The sequence below is a fragment of the Helicobacter sp. TUL genome (assembly GCF_002287135.1).
Lineage (GTDB): Bacteria > Campylobacterota > Campylobacteria > Campylobacterales > Helicobacteraceae > Helicobacter_F.
Map to the genome: position 1 here is coordinate 47,570 of NZ_NESU01000003.1, position 19,221 is coordinate 66,790.

The 19,221-nt window shown below is 38.8% G+C and carries 17 protein-coding genes and 1 tRNA gene; 10 read left to right on the forward strand and 8 right to left on the reverse strand.

Annotated elements, in window-relative coordinates:
* Positions 1-5: 5 nt before the first annotated feature.
* Positions 6-1,076, forward strand: a complete 1,071-nt coding sequence (locus B9T66_RS02305) for a dehypoxanthine futalosine cyclase (RefSeq protein ID WP_095627388.1) — start codon at positions 6-8, stop codon at positions 1,074-1,076.
* A 12-nt stretch (positions 1,077-1,088) separates the two neighbouring features.
* Entirely contained in the window at positions 1,089-2,465 is a 1,377-nt protein-coding gene (locus tag B9T66_RS02310; RefSeq protein WP_257874570.1) for a M16 family metallopeptidase, read from the forward strand.
* Positions 2,466-2,475: 10 nt separating this feature from the next.
* Here the strand turns inward: B9T66_RS02310 and B9T66_RS02315 are convergent, their stop codons facing one another.
* Positions 2,476-3,153 (reverse strand): nicotinamide-nucleotide amidohydrolase family protein, encoded by a 678-nt coding sequence (locus B9T66_RS02315; RefSeq protein WP_257874571.1) that lies wholly within the window; start codon positions 3,151-3,153, stop codon positions 2,476-2,478.
* 108 nt (positions 3,154-3,261) lie between these two features.
* Between B9T66_RS02315 and ppk2 the strand changes: the two genes are divergently transcribed.
* Positions 3,262-4,284 (forward strand): polyphosphate kinase 2, encoded by a 1,023-nt coding sequence (ppk2, locus tag B9T66_RS02320; RefSeq protein WP_095627389.1) that lies wholly within the window; start codon positions 3,262-3,264, stop codon positions 4,282-4,284.
* On the opposite strand, the gene B9T66_RS08815 is transcribed toward ppk2, so the two are convergent.
* Positions 4,285-4,360: transfer RNA gene (locus B9T66_RS08815), tRNA-Glu, on the reverse strand.
* Between the two features lie 102 nt (positions 4,361-4,462).
* Between B9T66_RS08815 and B9T66_RS02325 the strand changes: the two genes are divergently transcribed.
* Positions 4,463-5,098 carry a DUF305 domain-containing protein gene (locus B9T66_RS02325; RefSeq protein ID WP_095627390.1) on the forward strand — a complete coding sequence of 212 codons (636 nt, stop codon included), beginning with the start codon at positions 4,463-4,465 and terminating at the stop codon, positions 5,096-5,098.
* Positions 5,099-5,100: 2 nt separating this feature from the next.
* Here B9T66_RS02325 and B9T66_RS02330 read toward each other — a convergent pair whose 3' ends face one another.
* The 5 genes from B9T66_RS02330 to B9T66_RS02350 form a co-directional block, all read right to left on the reverse strand.
* Positions 5,101-6,402, reverse strand: coding sequence for a (Fe-S)-binding protein (locus B9T66_RS02330; RefSeq protein ID WP_095627391.1), 1,302 nt, complete (start codon positions 6,400-6,402; stop codon positions 5,101-5,103).
* A 9-nt stretch (positions 6,403-6,411) separates the two neighbouring features.
* A complete protein-coding gene (gene hemN, locus B9T66_RS02335; protein WP_095627392.1) occupies positions 6,412-7,785 on the reverse strand; it encodes an oxygen-independent coproporphyrinogen III oxidase in 1,374 nt (457 codons plus the stop codon).
* A complete protein-coding gene (locus B9T66_RS02340) occupies positions 7,778-8,242 on the reverse strand; it encodes a DUF2603 domain-containing protein (protein ID WP_180763315.1) in 465 nt (154 codons plus the stop codon). Before B9T66_RS02340 ends, hemN begins: the two co-directional genes overlap by 8 nt.
* Positions 8,242-9,207 (reverse strand): ornithine carbamoyltransferase, encoded by a 966-nt coding sequence (gene argF, locus B9T66_RS02345; protein ID WP_095627464.1) that lies wholly within the window; start codon positions 9,205-9,207, stop codon positions 8,242-8,244. Before argF ends, B9T66_RS02340 begins: the two co-directional genes overlap by 1 nt.
* Positions 9,208-9,321: 114 nt before the next feature.
* On the reverse strand, positions 9,322-11,559 hold the full coding sequence (locus tag B9T66_RS02350; RefSeq protein ID WP_095627394.1) for a hypothetical protein: 2,238 nt from the start codon (positions 11,557-11,559) through the stop codon (positions 9,322-9,324).
* Between the two features lie 78 nt (positions 11,560-11,637).
* Between B9T66_RS02350 and B9T66_RS02355 the strand changes: the two genes are divergently transcribed.
* The 5 genes from B9T66_RS02355 (at position 11,638) to B9T66_RS02375 (ending at position 17,546) form a co-directional block, all read left to right on the forward strand.
* Positions 11,638-13,155 carry an SEL1-like repeat protein gene (locus B9T66_RS02355; RefSeq protein WP_095627395.1) on the forward strand — a complete coding sequence of 506 codons (1,518 nt, stop codon included), beginning with the start codon at positions 11,638-11,640 and terminating at the stop codon, positions 13,153-13,155.
* Between the two features lie 9 nt (positions 13,156-13,164).
* On the forward strand, positions 13,165-14,430 hold the full coding sequence (rmuC, locus tag B9T66_RS02360; RefSeq protein ID WP_095627396.1) for a DNA recombination protein RmuC: 1,266 nt from the start codon (positions 13,165-13,167) through the stop codon (positions 14,428-14,430).
* Between the two features lie 71 nt (positions 14,431-14,501).
* Entirely contained in the window at positions 14,502-15,710 is a 1,209-nt protein-coding gene (locus B9T66_RS02365) for a hypothetical protein (RefSeq protein WP_095627397.1), read from the forward strand.
* Positions 15,711-15,724: 14 nt separating this feature from the next.
* Complete coding sequence (locus B9T66_RS02370) at positions 15,725-16,411, forward strand: pilus assembly FimT family protein (RefSeq protein WP_095627398.1); 687 nt, start codon at positions 15,725-15,727, stop codon at positions 16,409-16,411.
* Entirely contained in the window at positions 16,401-17,546 is a 1,146-nt protein-coding gene (locus B9T66_RS02375; RefSeq protein WP_095627399.1) for a capsular biosynthesis protein, read from the forward strand. Before B9T66_RS02370 ends, B9T66_RS02375 begins: the two co-directional genes overlap by 11 nt.
* Here B9T66_RS02375 and B9T66_RS02380 read toward each other — a convergent pair.
* Positions 17,514-18,164, reverse strand: coding sequence for an NTP transferase domain-containing protein (locus tag B9T66_RS02380; protein WP_095627400.1), 651 nt, complete (start codon positions 18,162-18,164; stop codon positions 17,514-17,516). The genes B9T66_RS02375 and B9T66_RS02380 overlap by 33 nt on opposite strands.
* Before the next feature lie 79 nt (positions 18,165-18,243).
* Here B9T66_RS02380 and moaA point away from each other — a divergent pair, with 79 nt between their 5' ends.
* Positions 18,244-19,221 (forward strand): GTP 3',8-cyclase MoaA, encoded by a 978-nt coding sequence (gene moaA / locus B9T66_RS02385; protein WP_095627401.1) that lies wholly within the window; start codon positions 18,244-18,246, stop codon positions 19,219-19,221.

A 19,221-nucleotide genomic window follows, 5' to 3' on the forward strand; every position in this document is an offset into this window, starting at 1 on the left:
AGCATATGAGCACTACACCAATTCTTACGCAAAAGCGCGTGAGCAATGCAGAGATTTTGGATTTGATGAAAAATGCTTCACTCAAAGATTTGGGCATACGCGCCACACAGATTCGAGACGCACTACACCCAAGCAAGACAATCACATTTGTTGTAGATAGAAACATCAATTACACAAATATTTGTTGGGTGGATTGCAAGTTTTGTGCTTTTAAGCGACGCATTAATGAAGAGGGTGTGTATATTTTGAGTTTTGATGAGATTGATGCCAAAATTGAGGAGCTTATCGCCATTGGTGGCACGCAGATTCTCTTCCAAGGTGGCGTGCACCCTAAACTAAAAATAGAATGGTATGAAGATCTCGTAAGCCACATTCACCAAAAATATCCACAAATCACAATACACGGCTTTTCGGCTATTGAGATTAATTACATTGCCAAAGTCTCACAAATCACCATTCCAGAAGTATTAAAGCGTTTGCAAGCAGTAGGGCTTAGTTCTGTGCCTGGTGCAGGTGCAGAGATTCTAAGTGATAGAGTGCGTGATATTATCGCACCAAAAAAACTTGATACTCGTGAGTGGCTAGAAGTGCATGAAGAGGCGCATAAAATCGGTATGAAAGGGACTGCTACAATGATGTTTGGCAGTGTAGAATCTGATGAAGATATTGTTGCGCATTGGGAGGCATTACGCAATCTCCAGGACAAATATCACGGCTTTAGGGCATTTATTTTGTGGAGTTTTCAGCCAAACAACACTCCGCTTAAAGAGGAATTTCCTGATATAAAATGCGCAAGCTCACATAGATATCTGCGTCTTTTGGCATGTAGCAGAATTTATCTTGATAATTTTACAAATATCCAAAGCTCTTGGGTAACACAAGGTCCTTATATTGGACAATTAGCCTTGCTTTTTGGCGCAAATGATTTAGGAAGCACAATGATGGAAGAAAATGTTGTGTCTTCGGCTGGTGCTAGTCATTCTATGAATGAAAAAGAAATGATAGCGCTTATCAAGGATTTGGGCTATAACCCTGCTAAACGCAATACCGCTTATGAGATTTTGCAGCGTTATTAGGGAGTAAAACCTATGTCAAGGAAAGTATATCGTGGTATTTTTGGCTTTTTGCTATTTATTGGAGGTTTGTATATGGTTTTAAAAAGCAATCACTATCTTGAACCCAAAGATTCTCAAGTGGAATATGTGCGCATTAATGATGTCGATGTGCCACTTATTTTTGAGCAAAGCGATCTGCTTCCTGTGGGGGAGATTAGACTTGTATTTCAAGGCGCGGGCAGTATGTATGATGCTATCAATGCCAAAGATGTGATAGCAAATCCAAAAAACACCAAAGAAGCAAAGGCAGGACTTGCAAATCTTGCCTCTGGATTGCTTAATGAAGGCACATATACGCTTGGAAATATTGCATTTGCAGACAAGCTAGAATCCAAAGCTATCACACTTAATGTGGGCTCTGGCATGCAAACATTGAGTTTTGAACTTTCATTTTTAAAAGAACAACAAGACTTCGCACTTTCGTGCCTTGTGGATTTGCTCAAAGATCCAAATATCACACAAGAAAGCCTTGCAAAGCTAAAAGACATCACCAAAGCCACCATTTTACGCAAGGAAAATGACTTTGATTATGTCGCACACACAAACCTTGATGCGATATTTTTTGAAAATACACCTATGGAATATCCTAGTATGGGAGATATAGCAAGTGTAGATTCTATAACGCTAGAGGATATTGAGCAGTATTTGCGTCAAAATCTCGTGCTTAATCGCCTTATTATTGTCGCAGGTGGTGATATGCAGCAACAAGAACTAAAAGATCAGCTCACTAAAGAACTTAGTTTTTTACCTGTAGGCACAAAGGTTGCTAAGCCCTCAATAACACCAAGAAAAACTCCAAAAGAAATAGTTGTGACCAAACAAACCCAACAAGCCTACATACATTTTGCCTCGCCATTTTATGCCAAAACCACAGACAACTACAAAACAAAAGTGATGAGCTTTGTGTTAGGATCATCAGGCTTTGGCTCTCGCATAATGGAAGAAGTGCGTGTCAAGCGCGGTTTAGCATATAGTGCATATTTTAGTATCACAGGCGGAAGCGATGTGGTAAATTATGGTGTGGGATATCTCCAAACAGGCTTAGATTCTAAAGATGAGGCTCTTAAAGTCGTGCAGGAAGTTATGCAGGAGTTTGTGAGCAATGGTATCACACAAGATGAACTAGATTCTGCCAAAGCCTTTATCCTTGGTAGTGAGCCATTGGGCGAGGAGACACTCTCACAACGCCTACAGGCTAAGTTTATGAATTATATGCGTAATATGCCACTTGATAGTCATAAACAAGATATTGCTAAAATCTCTCATCTTTCCTTGAAAGAAATGAATGACTTTATTGCCAAGCACCCAGAGATTTTACAACTTAGTGTGAGTATCGTGCAAGACAAATAGAATGAGGGATTTAGGATTCTAGAATCTCTCGTATGAGCATAAGAATTGCGGTTTGTGCGGCTTGTTTTTGCACACTTTTGCGATTACCAGCAAAGATGTGTCGCTCTATTTTTGCGACATTGCCTCTTTGTTGCACGCCTATATATACAAGCCCCACAGGTTTTTGTGCACTTCCTCCATTTGGTCCAGCGATACCACTTGTAGCAAGGGCAAAGTCTGCACCACTTAAATGCAAGATTCCCTTACACATTTGAGAGACAACCACTTCACTCACTGCACCAAAGCTTTGTAAATCCTGTGAATCTACGCTTAGCCAAGATTCTTTAATGCTATTATCATAGCTTATCACGCCACCCAAAAATACCTCTGATGCTCCGCTAATTTGGGTAAATTCATAGGCTAATAATCCTCCGGTGCAACTTTCTGCTGTGCTTAGTTTTTGGTTTGTGTTTTTAAGAAGTGTAAGGGCGGTTTTGGCTAGATTTGTAGTAAGAAGCAGTTTTGCACCAAAGAGTGTATGCACCTCATCAATAAACGCGCGCAATGTTGCTTTGTTATTATGCGAGGCTTTGATAAAAAAATCTTTAGATTCTAAGATGATGGCATATTGTTTTGCAAGTGTATCAAGGAGTGTAATAGTGCTTAGAGAATCTATACCCATAAGCAAAAAGGAAGTCGTATGTTTCATAACAGCACCTTTTTGGTATTTTGTAAGTTGTGGATTTTGATATTTTAGCATTTATTAATGCATTTTTTTATACTCTCAAAGCTAATCTAAACTATAGGGGGAGTTGGTATGTCAAAAACTAAGCAACAGCTTGTGATTCGTCCAGAAAACAGCTTGGATATTAAGGAAGTGTATAAAAAGAAGTCTGGCAGAATGAAAGAGTCTTTTTATGAAGAAGAGTTACAAAAACTTCATATTGAACTTTGCAAATTGCAAAATTGGGTCAAGAAATACAAAAAAAAGATAATGATTATTTTTGAGGGTCGTGACGCAGCAGGCAAGGGAGGCATGATAAAGGCACTAACCGAACATCTTAACCCTAGAGGTTGTCGCACTGTGGCACTTTCAAAACCTACAGAAACAGAAAGCACCGAATGGTATTTTAAGCGTTATATTTCGACGCTTCCTAGTGGTGGAGAGATTGTGTTTTATGATAGGAGTTGGTATAACCGTGCAGGTGTAGAAAAGGTAATGGGTTTTTGCACACAAGAACAATATAAGGAATTCATTACACAAGTAGCTAATCTTGAGAATATGATTATTGCTAGTGGCACGATGATTTTTAAATATTTTCTTGATGTGGGCAAAGAGGAGCAAAAACGCAGAATCTTGCGACGCAAAACAGATCCATTGCGTATGTGGAAACTTAGTCCTATTGATGATAAGTCATTGGGGCTTTGGAATGAATATACAGAGGCATTTGAGAAGATGTTTGCGCGCACACATACGCATTTTTGTCCATGGGTGATTGTCAATACTGATGATAAAAAACGCGCTAGACTAAATGTTGCACGTGATTTGTTAAGCAAAATCGATTATGAAGACAAAGATCAAACCCGTGTTTGCTTACTCCCAGATCCACATATTGTGTGGCAGTATTCTGAATACCAACATTATAGCGATAATCCTACAAAGGACATTTTGGCGCAATTTAAGGAGCGCAAAAAAACAAAAGCGTTAAAAGAAAAACTAAGGCTAGATCGCCAAAAAGACAAAAAGCAAGAAAAAAAATCTTTGGTTGGGCAAAAAGATCAGACACCAAAAACGCAAGAAAAATCCAAAAAGGAGAGCGGTAGCCAAGACAAAAACTAATGGCGACCCCTGCAAGATTTGAACTTGCGTGACCGCCTAGAAGGGGCGGTATCCTTGGCCACTAGATGAAGGGGTCAAGCACAATAAAAATGCAATTATACAAAAATATTCTACACAAAACATATCACATTTAGATTTACTTCATACAATACGCCCACGACATTTTAAAAGGATTTTGATGACACTTTTTCGTTTAATGGTAGGTTTTGCAATCTTGGCTATGACTTGGATTTTTGCCAATACACATCATCATACACACTCTCATGATACTATGGATCAACAACAGCTAAGCCAAACTATACTAGAGGCTATGCATATACCTATGATGGCTCAAAATCTATCAGAATCTAAGAGTGTAGAGGTCGATTATCTCCGTGATATGATTCCGCATCATCAAGGTGCGGTAGATTCTGCTACGATTCTTTTGCCATATGTCACAAATGATACGTTAAAAACGCTAGCACAACATATCATTCAGTCTCAAACCGAAGAAATTGCAATGTTTAATACTTTGCTTGAGAATGATACATTTTCTCACACACAGCTTTCTTTGTCCGCATATGATGCATTTTTAGAAGCTAATGCAACAGCAATGAATACAATGATGCATGCGATGGGTGCGATAAAGCCTACAGATAATTTTCAAAAAGACTTTGTTCTTGCAATGATTGCTCATCATCAAGGTGCGATTAGATTTTCAAAAATTGTTTTGAGTTACACCAAAGATCCACAAATACAACAGATCGCTCGTAAGATTATTGCTACCCAAGAGCATGAAGCAGCAATAATGCAAGATCTCTCAGACAAACTTTAGGGTTATGTAGATGGGAGTTGGTCAGCTAAAAGCTCTAGTGGGTGAAGCACACGCACGGGCGATTTGATAGAATCTAGAGCATTTGTGAGTTGCATTCTGCATGCCCCACATTCTGCGCTTACAATCTGTGCACCGCTTTTGTCGATACTCTGTGCTTTTGGTATCCCTGCTTTGAGCGTAAGGGTGTAATTAGAGCTTTGCATACTAATCCCACCAAAGCCACAACAGCGTGTGCAATCTGACATTTCATTGATAGTGAAATTTTTGGCTAGTAATGCGCGAGGTTGTTTATACACACCAAGCACTTTTCTTGCATGGCAAGGATCGTGATATGTGATAGCGTATTCTTGGCGTGTGTCATCAAGTCGTGTGAGAATATCTGTCTTTGCGCTAAGCCATTCGCTGGTCATAAATATTTTTGGCAAAAGGCGCTCTAAACGCTCTATCCATGTAGATTCTTCACCACTAAGTTCTAGCGCATGTTTCCAATCTACTTTAATCATCGCAGCACACGTTGCTTCAGGGATTATCATCGCTTCGATTTCGTCCCAAAAACTTTCAAAATATTGAATGTTGCGTTTTATGAGTGTAGTAACAGTGCGTATATCGCCGGTAAAAAATGCCGGTGCGCCACAGCATTCTTGAAATTTGGGGACAAAGGCTTCTATGTCTAAGGCTTTTAGGATTTTCAACAAACTTTCCCCAACATTGACATAATTATAATTTGCCAAGCAACCGATAAAAATTGCCACGCGACGTTTTTTGGCAGTGCTAGATTCTAGGTGTTGTGGTGTTATGGTGTTGTGGTGGGGTGTGGTATTTGGCATTGGTGTGCCATATTTTTGCAAAAAGGATTTTTTGGCAAACGGAAATACGCTGCGTTTTATAGGGAGTCTTATTTTTGTCGCATCTCCTTTAAACAAGCAGGGCGCAAGAAATCCTACAAAAGAAAAGACAAGATCAGCTATTTTTCTGTGTCGTAGCAAGAAAAAATATAAGCGTTTATACCAGCTTATACCAAATTCTTTTGCGATGTCAATGCGCACAGATTCTATAGCGGTATCTACAGGGAGACTTGAGGGGCAGTTTGTGACACAAGTAGTGCATAAAAAGCAAGTCTCAAAGATTTTTTTGCTTGTAGAATCTAGAGGCAAATGCCCAGCTTTGTAAGCACCAAGGAGATCCAAAAATCCTCGAGGCGATGTGGTTTCATCGCGATTAACTTGATAAATGGTGCAATCAGGGATACATTTTCCGCATTTCACGCAAGAAAAGGCAGTTTTTTGTAAATCAAAGGGCGACATAGCTATCCTTTAGATTGTTTTGCTAAAGCGTTTTTGTTGGGTTGTGTCTTGTAGATAGGCATCAAAGCACATTGCGATATTGCGGATAAGCATTCCGCCAGTTTGTGTGGTTGTGATCGCATTGTTGCTAACCTCAATCAATCCAGCTTCTTGGTATGGGGCTAAAAGCGCTAATTCACGCGCAAAATGATCACTAAAATGTATGCCAAATTCTTGTTGTGCGTGTGAGAAATCAAGGCTAAGGGTGTTCATAAGTTCCATAATGACACTTTTGCGCAACCTATCTTCTTGCGTGAGTTTGATTCCTCGCTCTATAGGCAAGATTCCATTATCGATAGCCTTTTCATACATCGTCATATCTTTGTAGTTTTGGGCGTAATATTCCACGCCCTCACCAATGCTTGTCAATCCAATACCTATGGTTTGCGAAAACCCTTTGGTTGTGTAGCCTTGGAAGTTTCTGCGTAATTGCTTTTGTATTTTGGCACGATATAGCTCATCGGTTTTTTTAGCAAAATGATCCATGCCAATCATTTCATAACCCGCTGATCCTAATACTTCAATGCTTTGCTTGAGAATCTGAAGTTTTTCCTGTGGTGATGGCAGTGTGCTTTCATCAATCTTGCGCATTGTTTTTTTCATCCATGGCACATGCGCGTAGTTAAAGATTGCTAGGCGTTCTGGAGAAAGTTCTAAGACGGTATCAAGCGTTTGTCTAAAGCTCTCAAGATTCTGAAATGGCAATCCATAGATGAGGTCAAAGTTAATAGAATCTATTCCAAATTTCCGCGCCAATTCTACGGCTTTTTGCACAAGTTCTGGACTTTGGTGTCTATGCACGGCTTCTTGGACTTTTGGGTTAAAGTCTTGCACGCCAAAACTTAGGCGATTAAAACCGCCATCGTGTAATACTTGCATTTGATCTTGAGTGAAATGTCTTGGATCGATTTCACAGCTTATTTCAGCATTTGGAGAAAAATTAGGGAATACTGCGCGTATAGATTCTATGACTTCTTGGAGTTCGGCGGCATTGAAAAATGTCGGTGTTCCACCGCCAAAATGGAATTGCACCACTTCTCTTTTAGTGTTTGTTTTATCTGCCAATAGAGCAAGTTCTTTTTTGAAATATTCTATATAGCGTGTTTTTTTATCCTCTTTGCTTGTATAGACGACATTGCAACCACAAAAATAACACGCAGATCGACAAAATGGCAAATGCACATATATAGAAAGCGGTATGTGGGCGTATTTTTCATCACTAAGTTGGAGATTTTCTATATATTCTTTGGAAGAAAAATTGTTATGGAATTCCACAGCAGTCGGATAGCTTGTGTATCTAGGACCGGGTTTAGAGTAAGCAGCAAACTTTTCAAAATCAATCATCGCTCACACCTTGTTTTTGTTTGAGTATGTATTCATCAAGATTAAAAAATAAGTTTGGGTGTTGTTTTTTTATATCACGCACCACAGAAGTGATATTGAGCGCAGGGAGTGAGCCATCGCTTTGGCGATGAGATTCTACATACATTTGTGCCACACTCATTGCATCATCAAAATCAATAGGCATTTGTGCAGCAATCTCACGCTCTAATTTCATAAAAAGCTTTTCTTCTTGAATCGTTTTGATACGCTTTAGTAATGTATTTAGCATACCTTGAGGCATTAGGACAAATTCGTGATTTTCATTATCTTGCAAAAACCAAATATCCTTCGTGTTATTGAGGTTTCCTTCTTGGAGTTTGAGTAATGCGCTTTTATCATCAATTTTGCTTAGATACCCTACGCCAAATTGTTGGTGCACATCTTCTTGAAGTAAAAGCTCATTTTTTGTGAATTTCATTATGCATTTTGCCTTTGTAGCCATACCATAATGCCTTTTTGGGCGTGGAGGCGGTTTTGTGCTTCCAAAAATACTTTGCTTTGTGTGCCTTCAAGCACTTCCTCGCTTACTTCTTGTCCGCGATATGCTGGTAGGCAGTGTAAAAAGATCGCATCTTTGTTGGCAAGTGTCATTGTAGCACTATCGACACAATATTGCTTAAATGCTTTTTGTCGTTCCTGCTTTTGGTCTTCTTGTCCCATAGATGCCCATGTATCAGTCGTAACGACATTTGCTCCACTAACGGCAACTTGCACATTATCACACACTAAAATTTGTGCTCCGCTGTGTTTGGCTTCTTGCAGTGCTTGGTTTAAAATATGGGCTTTTGGTTCATAGCCCTTTGGTGAAGCTATGCGTAGCTCAAACCCAAGCTTTGCACACAACCAAAGCCACGAATGTGCCATATTATTGCCATCGCCTATATATGCTACGATAGGTTTTTGTGTGGTTTGGGTGCGTGGATAAAAATTACTTGTGTGTGGCATAGAGATTCCACACTCTACCATTGTCATATAGTCTGCCATAAGTTGCACTGGATGATAATCATCACTCAATCCATTAATAACAGGCACACTAGAGTATTGTGCAAATTCTTCTATTCTTGCGTGATCGCTTGTGCGCATCATCACCATATCAAGCATAGAGCTTATAACGCGCGCTGTGTCTTTGATAGGTTCGCCACGTCCAAGCTGTATATCTTTGTTGGAGAGAAAGATTCCCATACCACCAAGCTGATAAATACCTGCTTCAAAGCTTACGCGTGTGCGTGTAGAAGACTTTTCAAAGACCATACCCAAAGTTTTGCGTTCTAAATACAAGGGCTGTGTTTGATTCTGCCATTCTTGTTTGATTTGTAGTGCAAGATCAATGATTTCTAGAATCTCATCTTTGCTCAAGTCTCTAAGTGTCAAAAAATGCCTAATCTTGCTCACCTAAATCCCTCCAGTTCCTACAAAAATCGAAAATAAACTATGGATTGTAGCAAAAAACACTAAGTTTAAGCATAAATCTTACAAAGAATCCCTGATATTCTTATGCTAAGGTTTCTTTTTGAGTAAAAATAGTAGTGCCAAAATACACATCATACCCACAAAAAGCACTTCACCAAAGGATACGATTGCTTTAGTATTGCCAAGCATTAAAATTCCAAATGATACGCCTGTTGTGATGGAAGAGAAAAAAATTGCGTGCATTGTGCGTAAGTTTAACCCCTCTTTTGTGGCATAGATTCCATAATCCACGCTGACAACAACAAGAATAAGTAGCCCAAATAGATGCAAAATATTAAGAGGAGTGTGTAGCGAAATCACACAAAGCGCACTTGATAGTGGAAAAAGCACGAATATAGCACATTCCAAAAATGCTCCTTTTACGCTAATGGCGATTGTTATAAGCATAGCACATAATGCTATGCCTAGCACGACAAACATAGGCACATATAGAGAATCTGTAATGTGGCTAAGGAGGGTTTGGAGTGATTGTGTTTGTATGTTACCTAGATTCTGGATTTGCGTGTCCTTGGCAAATTCTTGGATAAATGCCAAGTTTTGGGTGTGTATATTGGCAAGATAATACAATAAGCCATTGTGTGTAATGATACGAAAGCCCATCTCATCAAGCATTGCTGGTGTGAGGTTATATAAATCCTGAAGTTTGTTTAAGTTATATGCCTTTGTCATATCATCAAAAAGCGCAGAAATTGCTTGGTGTGTGTCAGGGCTACTATGTGCCAAAATACTAGCGCGTATGCTTGGTAACATGCGTTGCAGTGTGGCGATGTTTTGTTGTATAGTAGGCGATTGCAAGAAGGCTTCTTGTGTCTTTAGGCGTTTTGCATCTGGAAAGAGGCTAAGTGGTATGATCGTGTTATGGTTTTTTGAATCTAGCGCGTTTTGCAGGGCATTGGCAAGTGCAATAAGTCCTTGGGTATTTTGATGAGAGAGGAGAATGTGGCTTGTATCTTGATTATACGCGTTGGCAAAAAAATCTCGCTCTATTTCTAAATCTTTGTTGTAGTATCCTAATTTGGAGAGATCAAAATCTGTATGTAAATGTGTTGCAATAATTCCTGTATTGATAACACAAAGCACAAAAAACCATAATACAGGAATCTTTAGCGTGCGCCATTTGGCTAATGTAGGGAAAAATCTTGGATTTTTAAACCCAATGCGTGGATACACAAAGGCAAACATACCATAACTTATGCTTAGCGAAACAATCGCATACAACGAAAGTTGTGCCAAAAGAGGAAAGGGGATAAAAAGACAGGTTGCAAAGCCTATGATTGTTGTTAGATAGCCATAAAAAACCGGATAATTAAATGTTCTGTGTTTGGTGGCATAGAGTCCAAAAAAATTGTGGTGCATCATATAATCAATAGCGATATTGCTAATCCCCATACCAAAGGTTAGTGCCATAATTGTTACGTGTGGATAGACATTTGCCACGACAAACATTGCCACGATATTGGCAAAAACTAAGGTTGCAATGCTATTAAGTGTGAGCATAGGAATACGAATAATGACAAAATACAACAGAATAAAGACAATTGATGAAAAAGTGAGCAAAAATCCTGTTTCCTTGAGTGTCAAAGATAGGTTGATAGAATCCATAAAGTTTTGGGAGAAATATCGTATTGTGGGAAAATCTTTGGCAAGAGATTCAAAGTCTGTGATTGTGCGTTGTATAGCATTAGATTCTATACTGCGTAATTCTACAATGCCCAAAAACCCATAATCTTTGGCAATAAATGTTTGTTGCTCTTGAGGTGGCAGATAAAATAAACCAAGAGGATCATAAGGATTAAAAGAGCCCTCTTGTGTAGCAGAATCTTGCGTGATATGTGTATTGTTGGTTTGTAGCAGAGTTTGCACGCCTTGTGTGATATGGGTTGTAATATAAGCAGGTGTGTATGCTACTTGTGCCGGATTTGTGCGAGGATAGGCAAAAGCAATGTAATGTGTAGTGATAAAATCTTGCAAGGCTTGTGGAGTTTTTGTGTGTGTAAAGGTTGTGGCAACATTTGGCAGGGATTGTGCGCGTTGTAAAAAGGATTCAAGAGTGTTTTTTGAGTTTTCATCAAACCCCTTGCTTACGACAAGCACATAGCGAGAACTTGAGAATTCACGATACACATCAATAATTTCTCGTTGCGCATTGTTTGGAAATAAATCAAGCACTTCTTGAGTGATTTTGTTGTGTGGGAATACAAATATCCCAAATATTGCAGCGATGACACATAATATGATATTACAATATTTGAGCCAAATCCTCATCATTCCTCCTAGTAACTCTAGCACAATCATTATACAAAATTTTAAGTATAATGGCAGATAAAAATTTTGAGGTAATGTATGCGATCTATTACGCGTCTTTTGGCAATCTTGTATGTCTATGCATCATCGGTTGCTTTGGCTAATACTCTTGAATACTCCACGCTTTCCCCAAGTCTTGAGGAACTTACACAATTTAGTGAATTAGCTAGTTATGATTTGTTGCATTCTGAGTTTGTTACAAAAGGTGGGGATAAAAAAATTCTTGCAATTTCGGATTTTTATAATCTCGCAGATTTTACATTAGATTCTACATTGTTGGCACGCGTATTTTTGCAGCATATTAAGGATTCTAAAGTATTTACTCTGACTAATGCTATCGCTGGTAATGCTTCAAACACTGACCCCATGCTAGATACTATCCGTGCTAGGCGCAATACGCTTGAGTTTGGCGATGTGATACCAAAAGGGGCATTACTTGCTCCAAAATATTCTCTAAGCGGTAGAATTTCTAGTGATGTGAAAGAATTGGGTAGTAAAACAATCATACAATACAACATCATCTTAAGTATCACAAACTTAGAATCTGGAATCTTAGAGTGGGATTATGTAGATTCTATCAAAAAAACCTATGAGGGTAAGATACCCGAGAGTTTTTTTACACAAACGCGTTATGGATTAATCTGCTCTGGTAGTCTCAATACCGATATGACACAAAAAGAGGCTTGTGAATTAGCTATAGCCGAGATTTGGGAAGGCAGTTTTCAAAATATTGCGGCTAATAAACAATCTTATATAGTCAAATACGCCAAAAAGGCTTGTGATTTGGATTCTGCATTTGGGTGTAGGGCATTGGGAGCATCATATCGCTATGGTGTTGGGGAAAAGCAGGACTTTACCAAAGCCCTGCAGTTTTATAATAAATCGTGCTCTAATGCCGATGGGAATGGGTGCTATAATGTAGCGCTTATGTATCAAAATGGACAGGGAGCGGCACAAAATTTAGATGAAGCTCAGACATACGCTTATAGATCTTGCACATTGGATTTTGAGGCTGGTTGTGTATTACACGAAAAAATTTTGGCTCTTATGCAAAAAGATACTCTCACTCAACAAGCAGAAGAATTGTTGCAGCAATGCGAACAAAATGACAGCATTGCGTGTGGAAATATTGCTTTTTACTATGATCACGGACTTCAAGGTGCAACTCGTAATCCTACAAAAGCAGTATTTTTTTTTCAAAAGGGTTGTGAACTAGGTGATGTCAATAGCTGTTATCAGATAGGATTGTGGCATGTATCTGGACTTGGTGGCACACTCAAAGATTGGAGTATCGCGGCTCAATATATGGAAAAATCTTGCCATATTTATACACGCGAACAAGCTTGTGCCAACACCACACACCAAAAACAATGTCAAGGGAATTTTGAAGTTTATAAATCTAACGCATGTTTTTCTTTGGGATCACTCTATGAGCATGGCGGTATTAATCTAAAGCAAGATACTAAGAAGGCTTTGGAGTGTTATCAGGAATCTTGTGATATGGGATTGGAGAATGCGTGTGTGTATTTTAGTAATCTCAAAGAAAGCCTCAAATAAGGACAAGATATGCAAATAATATATATTTGTGCTGGATTGTTGCTAGTGTGTGTCATTGTCCTTTGTGCTGTGCTTGTGCGAAGTAAATTCCAAAACGCTACATTGCGCAAGGATTTACAGACACTGCTTACACACAATCAAACACTTATACATAACGAACAGATACTACAAACTAAAATTAGAGAATCTAGCGAACAATACACAAAGCTATTGCAAGAAAATGCTAGATTGCAGGCGTATATGGATTCTAATGCGACACTTTTGCAAACCCTTGAGCAAACATATGCCCAAAATCTTGCCACACTCAAGAGTGAATTTGCCCAATCATTACAGATTCAATCTCAAGGTATGCTCCAACAAAACAAACTCTATCTTATGGAAGATTCTAAGAAGATTTTAGAATCTGTGTTTGCTCCTGTGCGTGAGAGTATGCGTGAATACAAAGAACACTTGATAGCTAATGAAACCAAGCTAGAAACGAATATCAAAAATATGTTTGCATATACTCAAGATATAGGACAAAATGCAGATAAACTCGCGCAGATTCTAAAGGGCGATAAGAAAATCCGTGGCAACTTTGCCGAGATTCAGCTAAAAAATGTTTTGGAGCATAGCGGATTAATTGAGGGAGAACAATACAAACTCCAAGAGCATTTTAGCCTTGAAGGCAGTGGGTATCGTCCTGATGCGGTAGTGTATTTGGATAAGCAAAAAAGTATTATTATAGATTCTAAGTTTCCGCTACCAAATGATTTTAGCTTCCAATCTGTTGATGTGAATGTGTGCCAAGAAATTGCACGCAATCTCAAAAATCGTATTGATGAATTAGCCAAAAAGCCTTACGCAAATTTTCAATCCCATACATATGAATTTGTGTTGTTATTTATTCCTTATCAAAATATTCTTGATCTTGCACTAAGCGTAGATAATGGAATCTATCAATACGCATATACAAAAAAGGTGTATCTTACGACTCCTCACACGCTTTTTATGGCATTAAAAACTATTGAAGTAAGTTGGGTGCATATCCAAAGCGATGAAAAAGTGCGAAGTGCTTTTGAGGAGATAGGCAAGTTTTATGATAAATTTGTAGGCATTACAGAGGATTTTATGAATCTAAAAAAACTCATTGAGCGTTTAGGAAAGCAAAGTGATGAGATAGATTCTAAGCTTATAAGTGGCAGGGGCAGTCTTGCCTCAAGGTTTGAATCTCTAAAAAAACTTGGCGCCAAAACAACAAAAGTCTTGCCTACAAAGGATTTTGCAGATGTATAATGGTGGCTATGTGTATATGTTTCTAATATGCTATAATCAATCCTAAAACACCAAATACCACAAAGGTTGCTATGCAAACTCTACGCACAACATTTTTCTTTGTTATCCTCCTTGTCGCACACATTGCGAGTTTGCTATTTAATATCAATGAGATGAGCATTCATCATACAGAAGCCTTTGGATTTTTTTATGATAGAGGGTGGCTGTTTTCTTTGGTGAGATTTTCTTATGAGCATTTTGGGCATAATGATTTTGCGCTGCGCGCACCATTTTTAATCTTGCATACATGCAATGTGTGTCTGCTTTATGCAATTTCTCGAATCTATCTCAAAAAACCCTCTGATGCGCTATTGTGTGTTTTTACCTTTATGATATTGCCGGGGGTGGTTTTTAGCTCTGTGATTATTTCTAAGGCCACTATTATTATGAGTATTGCGCTTGTTTGTGTGTATTGGCAGCTTAGATTCAAACGCAATGCATATATCCTTCCTACCATAGGTGTATTTTTAGATGCTGGGTGTAGCGTGTTGTTTTTGGGAATGTTTTTTTATGCGTTACGCCAAAGACACACATATTATATGGTTTTTGCGCTTGCGTGTTTTGCGATTAATATGAATCTCTTTGGTATTGATGTGAGCGGACATCCACAGAGTTATTTTTTGGATACATTGGGTGGGCTTATCTTTTTGTTTTCACCATTATTACTTGTGTATTATGTGTATTCACTTATTTATTCTATCAAGCGTTATGATGATTTTATGAGTTATGTGAGCTTGAGTGCAATTGTGTTTGTGCTTATACTTTCTTTGCGACAAAAGGTGGATATAGCTACCCTTATTCCTATGAGTGTTGTAGCTTTGCCAGTGCTTATAAAACGATTTGTAAGCGATATACGAGTGCGTTTGCCACAATTTCGCAAACCATATATTGCGCGATTGGTTGGTATCATCGCTCTTGCGTGTTTGCAAACAGGCGTGCTATATGCCAATAAGCTTGTATATTTTCTTGATGTAAAAACACATTTTGCAAAATCGTATTATTATGGCAAGGATTTGGCACATAAGCTGCATTCTATGGGGATTCATGCAATCACAACTCCGGATAAACGCCTAGAGTTACAATTGCGTTTTTATGGCATTAGCAATGATTCGCCAAAACTCTTGCAACGCACAACAGATTCTACGCACTATGATATAGCCATAGAGTATTTAGGTAAGGCAGTGGCATATTATGAAATCCTTTCCCAAGCACCATCGCATAAGCCTAGCGCCACACCATAGTATTAGGCGCTAATATGAATCTCATTGAGCTTTTGCTTGTTTTTGCACTTGTGGCTATTGCGTTTGTCTTTAGCCTCCCAAGACAGAATCAAAGCCTATTTGTCGCGCAACACACACTCTTATATGAATTGCAAAATGCCCAGATTCTAGCACTCACAGATCACAGGCATTTTACCCATAGCGCGCAAGTAGATACACTCCATACGCTCTATCCTTCGGTGAATCCAAAGAAGCTTATGGCATATTCTAAAAATGCCTTATGGCAGGTGCAATTTCATATAGGAAAGATATATGCGACTTCAAGCTTTTCGCTTTATGTTGATACGCCACGAGATTCACTAAGCACGGATTTTGATTCTCGTCCTATGGCAGGAGATATTATTGCTATGGATAGCACACGCCGATGTATAAGTGGTTATAACAATACAAATACATCTTTTGATTGTAAAAACAATCTTTCTATCAATGCGCGTTTGGGTGAGAATCTAGGAATAGGGTATATGGAGATTTTTTCTCCTAGCGTGTGTGGGGAGCGCGAGAGTGGGCGTGTGCATTTTGATTCTTTGGGGTTTGTGTATTGTGCCAAAACACCATTAGCATTTATAAGTCCTTATGAAGTGCGACTTAGCAAAAACACAAAACAAAAGTCTGTGTGTATTTTGCCACAGGGCAAGATTATAGGTGCAAACAATGGTTGCTAATATTACGATTTTATGCGATTTTGATGTCAGCAAAAGACCGCGTCCAGCACGACTTATTGAGATGATAAAACATACCTATAGGCTTAGTGTTATTGCCAAAGAATGCACGCCCATTGATGGGGTGCATACCTTTAGTTTTCCTGCAATGCCAACTGCCAAAGATCGCACACCACAACAAAACCAAGCCATTAGAGAATATTGCCAAAATGGCGCCTTTGAAAAACTTATTTTTACGCCCAATCGTTTGTGCATTAGAGAATATCTTGCTGCTTTGCCACCACAGCAACTTTTGATTGTAGAAGACATAACGCTTTTGCCTTTTGCGCTTGAATATAGACTTACGCACCCACAAGCAAAGATTCTCATAGATTTACGAGAATATTATCTACTAGAGTATGAAAACAGCAAAGAGTGGCTAGAGAGTTTTGGCTTATTTTTTTATCATTTGTGTGCAGTGTATTTGCCACAAGTAGATAGGGCATTGTGTGTGAGTGAGGGCATAGCGCGTGCGTATTATGAAAACTTTGGGATACAATCTAGTCTCTTTTTGTCGCTCCCACCATTATATGACTTCTCTCCTACGCCACTTGGCACCCCTATAGAGATTCTCTATCATGGGTTTGTGAGTCCTGATAGAAGCAGCCAGAATCTTATCGAGTTAGCGCACAAACTTCCAAGCGAGTATGTATTGTATACAATGGTACTAAGCAATCAGCCTAAGTTTTTAGAATCTCTGCGCACAAAAGCACCTAGCAATCTCATATTTTTACCCCCAGTGTCACTTGAGCAAATCGTGCCATTTTCTCACAGATTTGATATAGGACTTATCCCATTTTTTCCCACGACTTTTAATCTTATGCATTGTTTGCCAAATAAATTTTTTGAATACATACAGGCGCGACTTTGTGTCGTTTCAACCCCACTTAGCGAGATTAAGCAATTTATGGCTAAAGAGTCTTGTGGTGTGTGTTCAAAAGACTATAGCATAGATTCGTTAGTAGAGACACTCTTAGCGCTTAGGCGCGATGAGATTGCAGCATACAAAGCAAAAGCCCATACTCTTGCATACACATACAATACGCAACATAACAAAGACAAGATTTTATATATTATCGCAGATATGTTGGGAGTGTAGCTGTGTGAGTGCTAATTGATAATCTTGTGGGGTATTAAGATTATATGATAGCAGGGTATCATACACATTGTATGTGAGAAAACCTAGATGTTTCACAAGTTCACCCACACGAAAATTTTGTGTTTGTATGGCATGATGTAGTGAATCTAGTGTGTTTTTATGCCACACAGAAAGCAAAAAATGCTCATGCACTATAGCATTTGTTTCATCAACTTGCACGATATAGCCTCCATTTGCCCTAAGATCTTGCACTTGTTTGGCTAGATTCTGCAAGGTTTGGGGTTTGAGAAATGGTGTATCTACGCTCACAAAAGCAACATAATCGCCTGTGAGGTTTTGTAGCGCACACGCAATGCCATAAAGCGGTGAAAAAGCCATATCTTTTGTTGTGTTTGTGTGCGCGTTGTGGTTGTGTTGGGTGCTAGATTCTATAATCATTGGGAGTTTAAGCTGTGGCTTTGGAGTTTTGCAACACAACAATATATGTGGGAATATGTTGCTGTAAGTATCATACATAAAATGTGCCAAATCCTTGTTACCAAAAGGTAGCAATGCTTTATCGCATCCCATACGACTACTTTTGCCACCACATAGCACTACACACGCTATTTCACACATATATCCTCTTTTTTGTAGATTAAACTTTGAATTATATTTATAATTGTATAATTTTTGAACCCCTAGATAAAGAGAGTTTATGTTAATTGATACCTTTAATCGCAAGATTGACTATTTACGTGTGTCTTTGACCAAACAATGCAATTTTCGCTGTCAATATTGTATGCCTGATACACCTGATGATTTTTTTGATAATACAGCTCTTGAGCTTCCAAAACTTTTAGAATTTATTAAAGTTGCTATTGATAATGGAGTTACAAAAATCCGTGTTACAGGTGGAGAGCCTCTTTTGCGATCTGATATTGCAGAATTTATCGGTGGTATTTATGCGTATAAAAATGATATAGAAATCGCACTCACAACAAATGGTTTTTTGCTTGAAAAATTTGCCCAAAGCCTAAAAAACGCAGGATTAAAGCGTATTAATATTTCTTTGGATTCACTCAAGCCAGAGCGGATACGAGCAATTTCTAAGCGCGATGCGCTTCCACAGATTTTGCGTGGGATAGAATCTGCCCAAAATGTCGGACTTGGCATAAAGCTTAATATGGTCGCACTCGCACTCACACGCGATGAAATTTGTGATATGCTAGAGTTTGGGCGTGAGCGTGGCATTTTGGTGCGCTTTATTGAATTTATGGAAAACACTCACGCAAACTCTGATCTCATCTCGCTAAGTTCTGCGGAGATTCTAGACACAATCTCTTCACGATACAAGGTTACGCCATTGTTTAAAGAGCATTTTGGACCTGCCAAACTTTTTAGTATCAATGCACCAGCTAAAGATGGCAGATCGTATGCCTTTGGGATTATTGCGCCACACGAAGATGATTTTTGTGCAAGTTGCAATAGAATCCGCCTCACAAGCGAGGGTGTGTTGTGTCCGTGTTTGTTTTATCAAGATTCTGTAAATGCGCGTGAAGCAATACTTTCAGGAGATAAAGAGGCGATGGATACGCTTTTGAAACAAGCTGTGTTTAATAAGCCAGAAAAAAATCAATGGAGCGAAAAAGAAGTGCAAATCTCTGAGCGTGCATTTTACCACACAGGTGGCTAA

Bases quoted from the DNA above. Each gene is read 5' to 3' on its own strand.
- B9T66_RS02305 (WP_095627388.1), top strand. From the start codon at position 6: ATGAGCACTACACCAATTCTTACGCAAAAGCGCGTGAGCAATGCAGAG.
- B9T66_RS02310 (WP_257874570.1), top strand. From the start codon at position 1,089: ATGTCAAGGAAAGTATATCGTGGTATTTTTGGCTTTTTGCTATTTATT.
- B9T66_RS02315 (WP_257874571.1), bottom strand. From the start codon at position 3,153: ATGAAACATACGACTTCCTTTTTGCTTATGGGTATAGATTCTCTAAGC.
- ppk2 (WP_095627389.1), top strand. From the start codon at position 3,262: ATGTCAAAAACTAAGCAACAGCTTGTGATTCGTCCAGAAAACAGCTTG.
- B9T66_RS02325 (WP_095627390.1), top strand. From the start codon at position 4,463: ATGACACTTTTTCGTTTAATGGTAGGTTTTGCAATCTTGGCTATGACT.
- B9T66_RS02330 (WP_095627391.1), bottom strand. From the start codon at position 6,402: ATGTCGCCCTTTGATTTACAAAAAACTGCCTTTTCTTGCGTGAAATGC.
- hemN (WP_095627392.1), bottom strand. From the start codon at position 7,785: ATGATTGATTTTGAAAAGTTTGCTGCTTACTCTAAACCCGGTCCTAGA.
- B9T66_RS02340 (WP_180763315.1), bottom strand. From the start codon at position 8,242: ATGAAATTCACAAAAAATGAGCTTTTACTTCAAGAAGATGTGCACCAA.
- B9T66_RS02350 (WP_095627394.1), bottom strand. From the start codon at position 11,559: ATGAGGATTTGGCTCAAATATTGTAATATCATATTATGTGTCATCGCT.
- B9T66_RS02355 (WP_095627395.1), top strand. From the start codon at position 11,638: ATGCGATCTATTACGCGTCTTTTGGCAATCTTGTATGTCTATGCATCA.
- rmuC (WP_095627396.1), top strand. From the start codon at position 13,165: ATGCAAATAATATATATTTGTGCTGGATTGTTGCTAGTGTGTGTCATT.
- B9T66_RS02365 (WP_095627397.1), top strand. From the start codon at position 14,502: ATGCAAACTCTACGCACAACATTTTTCTTTGTTATCCTCCTTGTCGCA.
- B9T66_RS02370 (WP_095627398.1), top strand. From the start codon at position 15,725: ATGAATCTCATTGAGCTTTTGCTTGTTTTTGCACTTGTGGCTATTGCG.
- B9T66_RS02375 (WP_095627399.1), top strand. From the start codon at position 16,401: ATGGTTGCTAATATTACGATTTTATGCGATTTTGATGTCAGCAAAAGA.
- B9T66_RS02380 (WP_095627400.1), bottom strand. From the start codon at position 18,164: ATGTGTGAAATAGCGTGTGTAGTGCTATGTGGTGGCAAAAGTAGTCGT.
- moaA (WP_095627401.1), top strand. From the start codon at position 18,244: ATGTTAATTGATACCTTTAATCGCAAGATTGACTATTTACGTGTGTCT.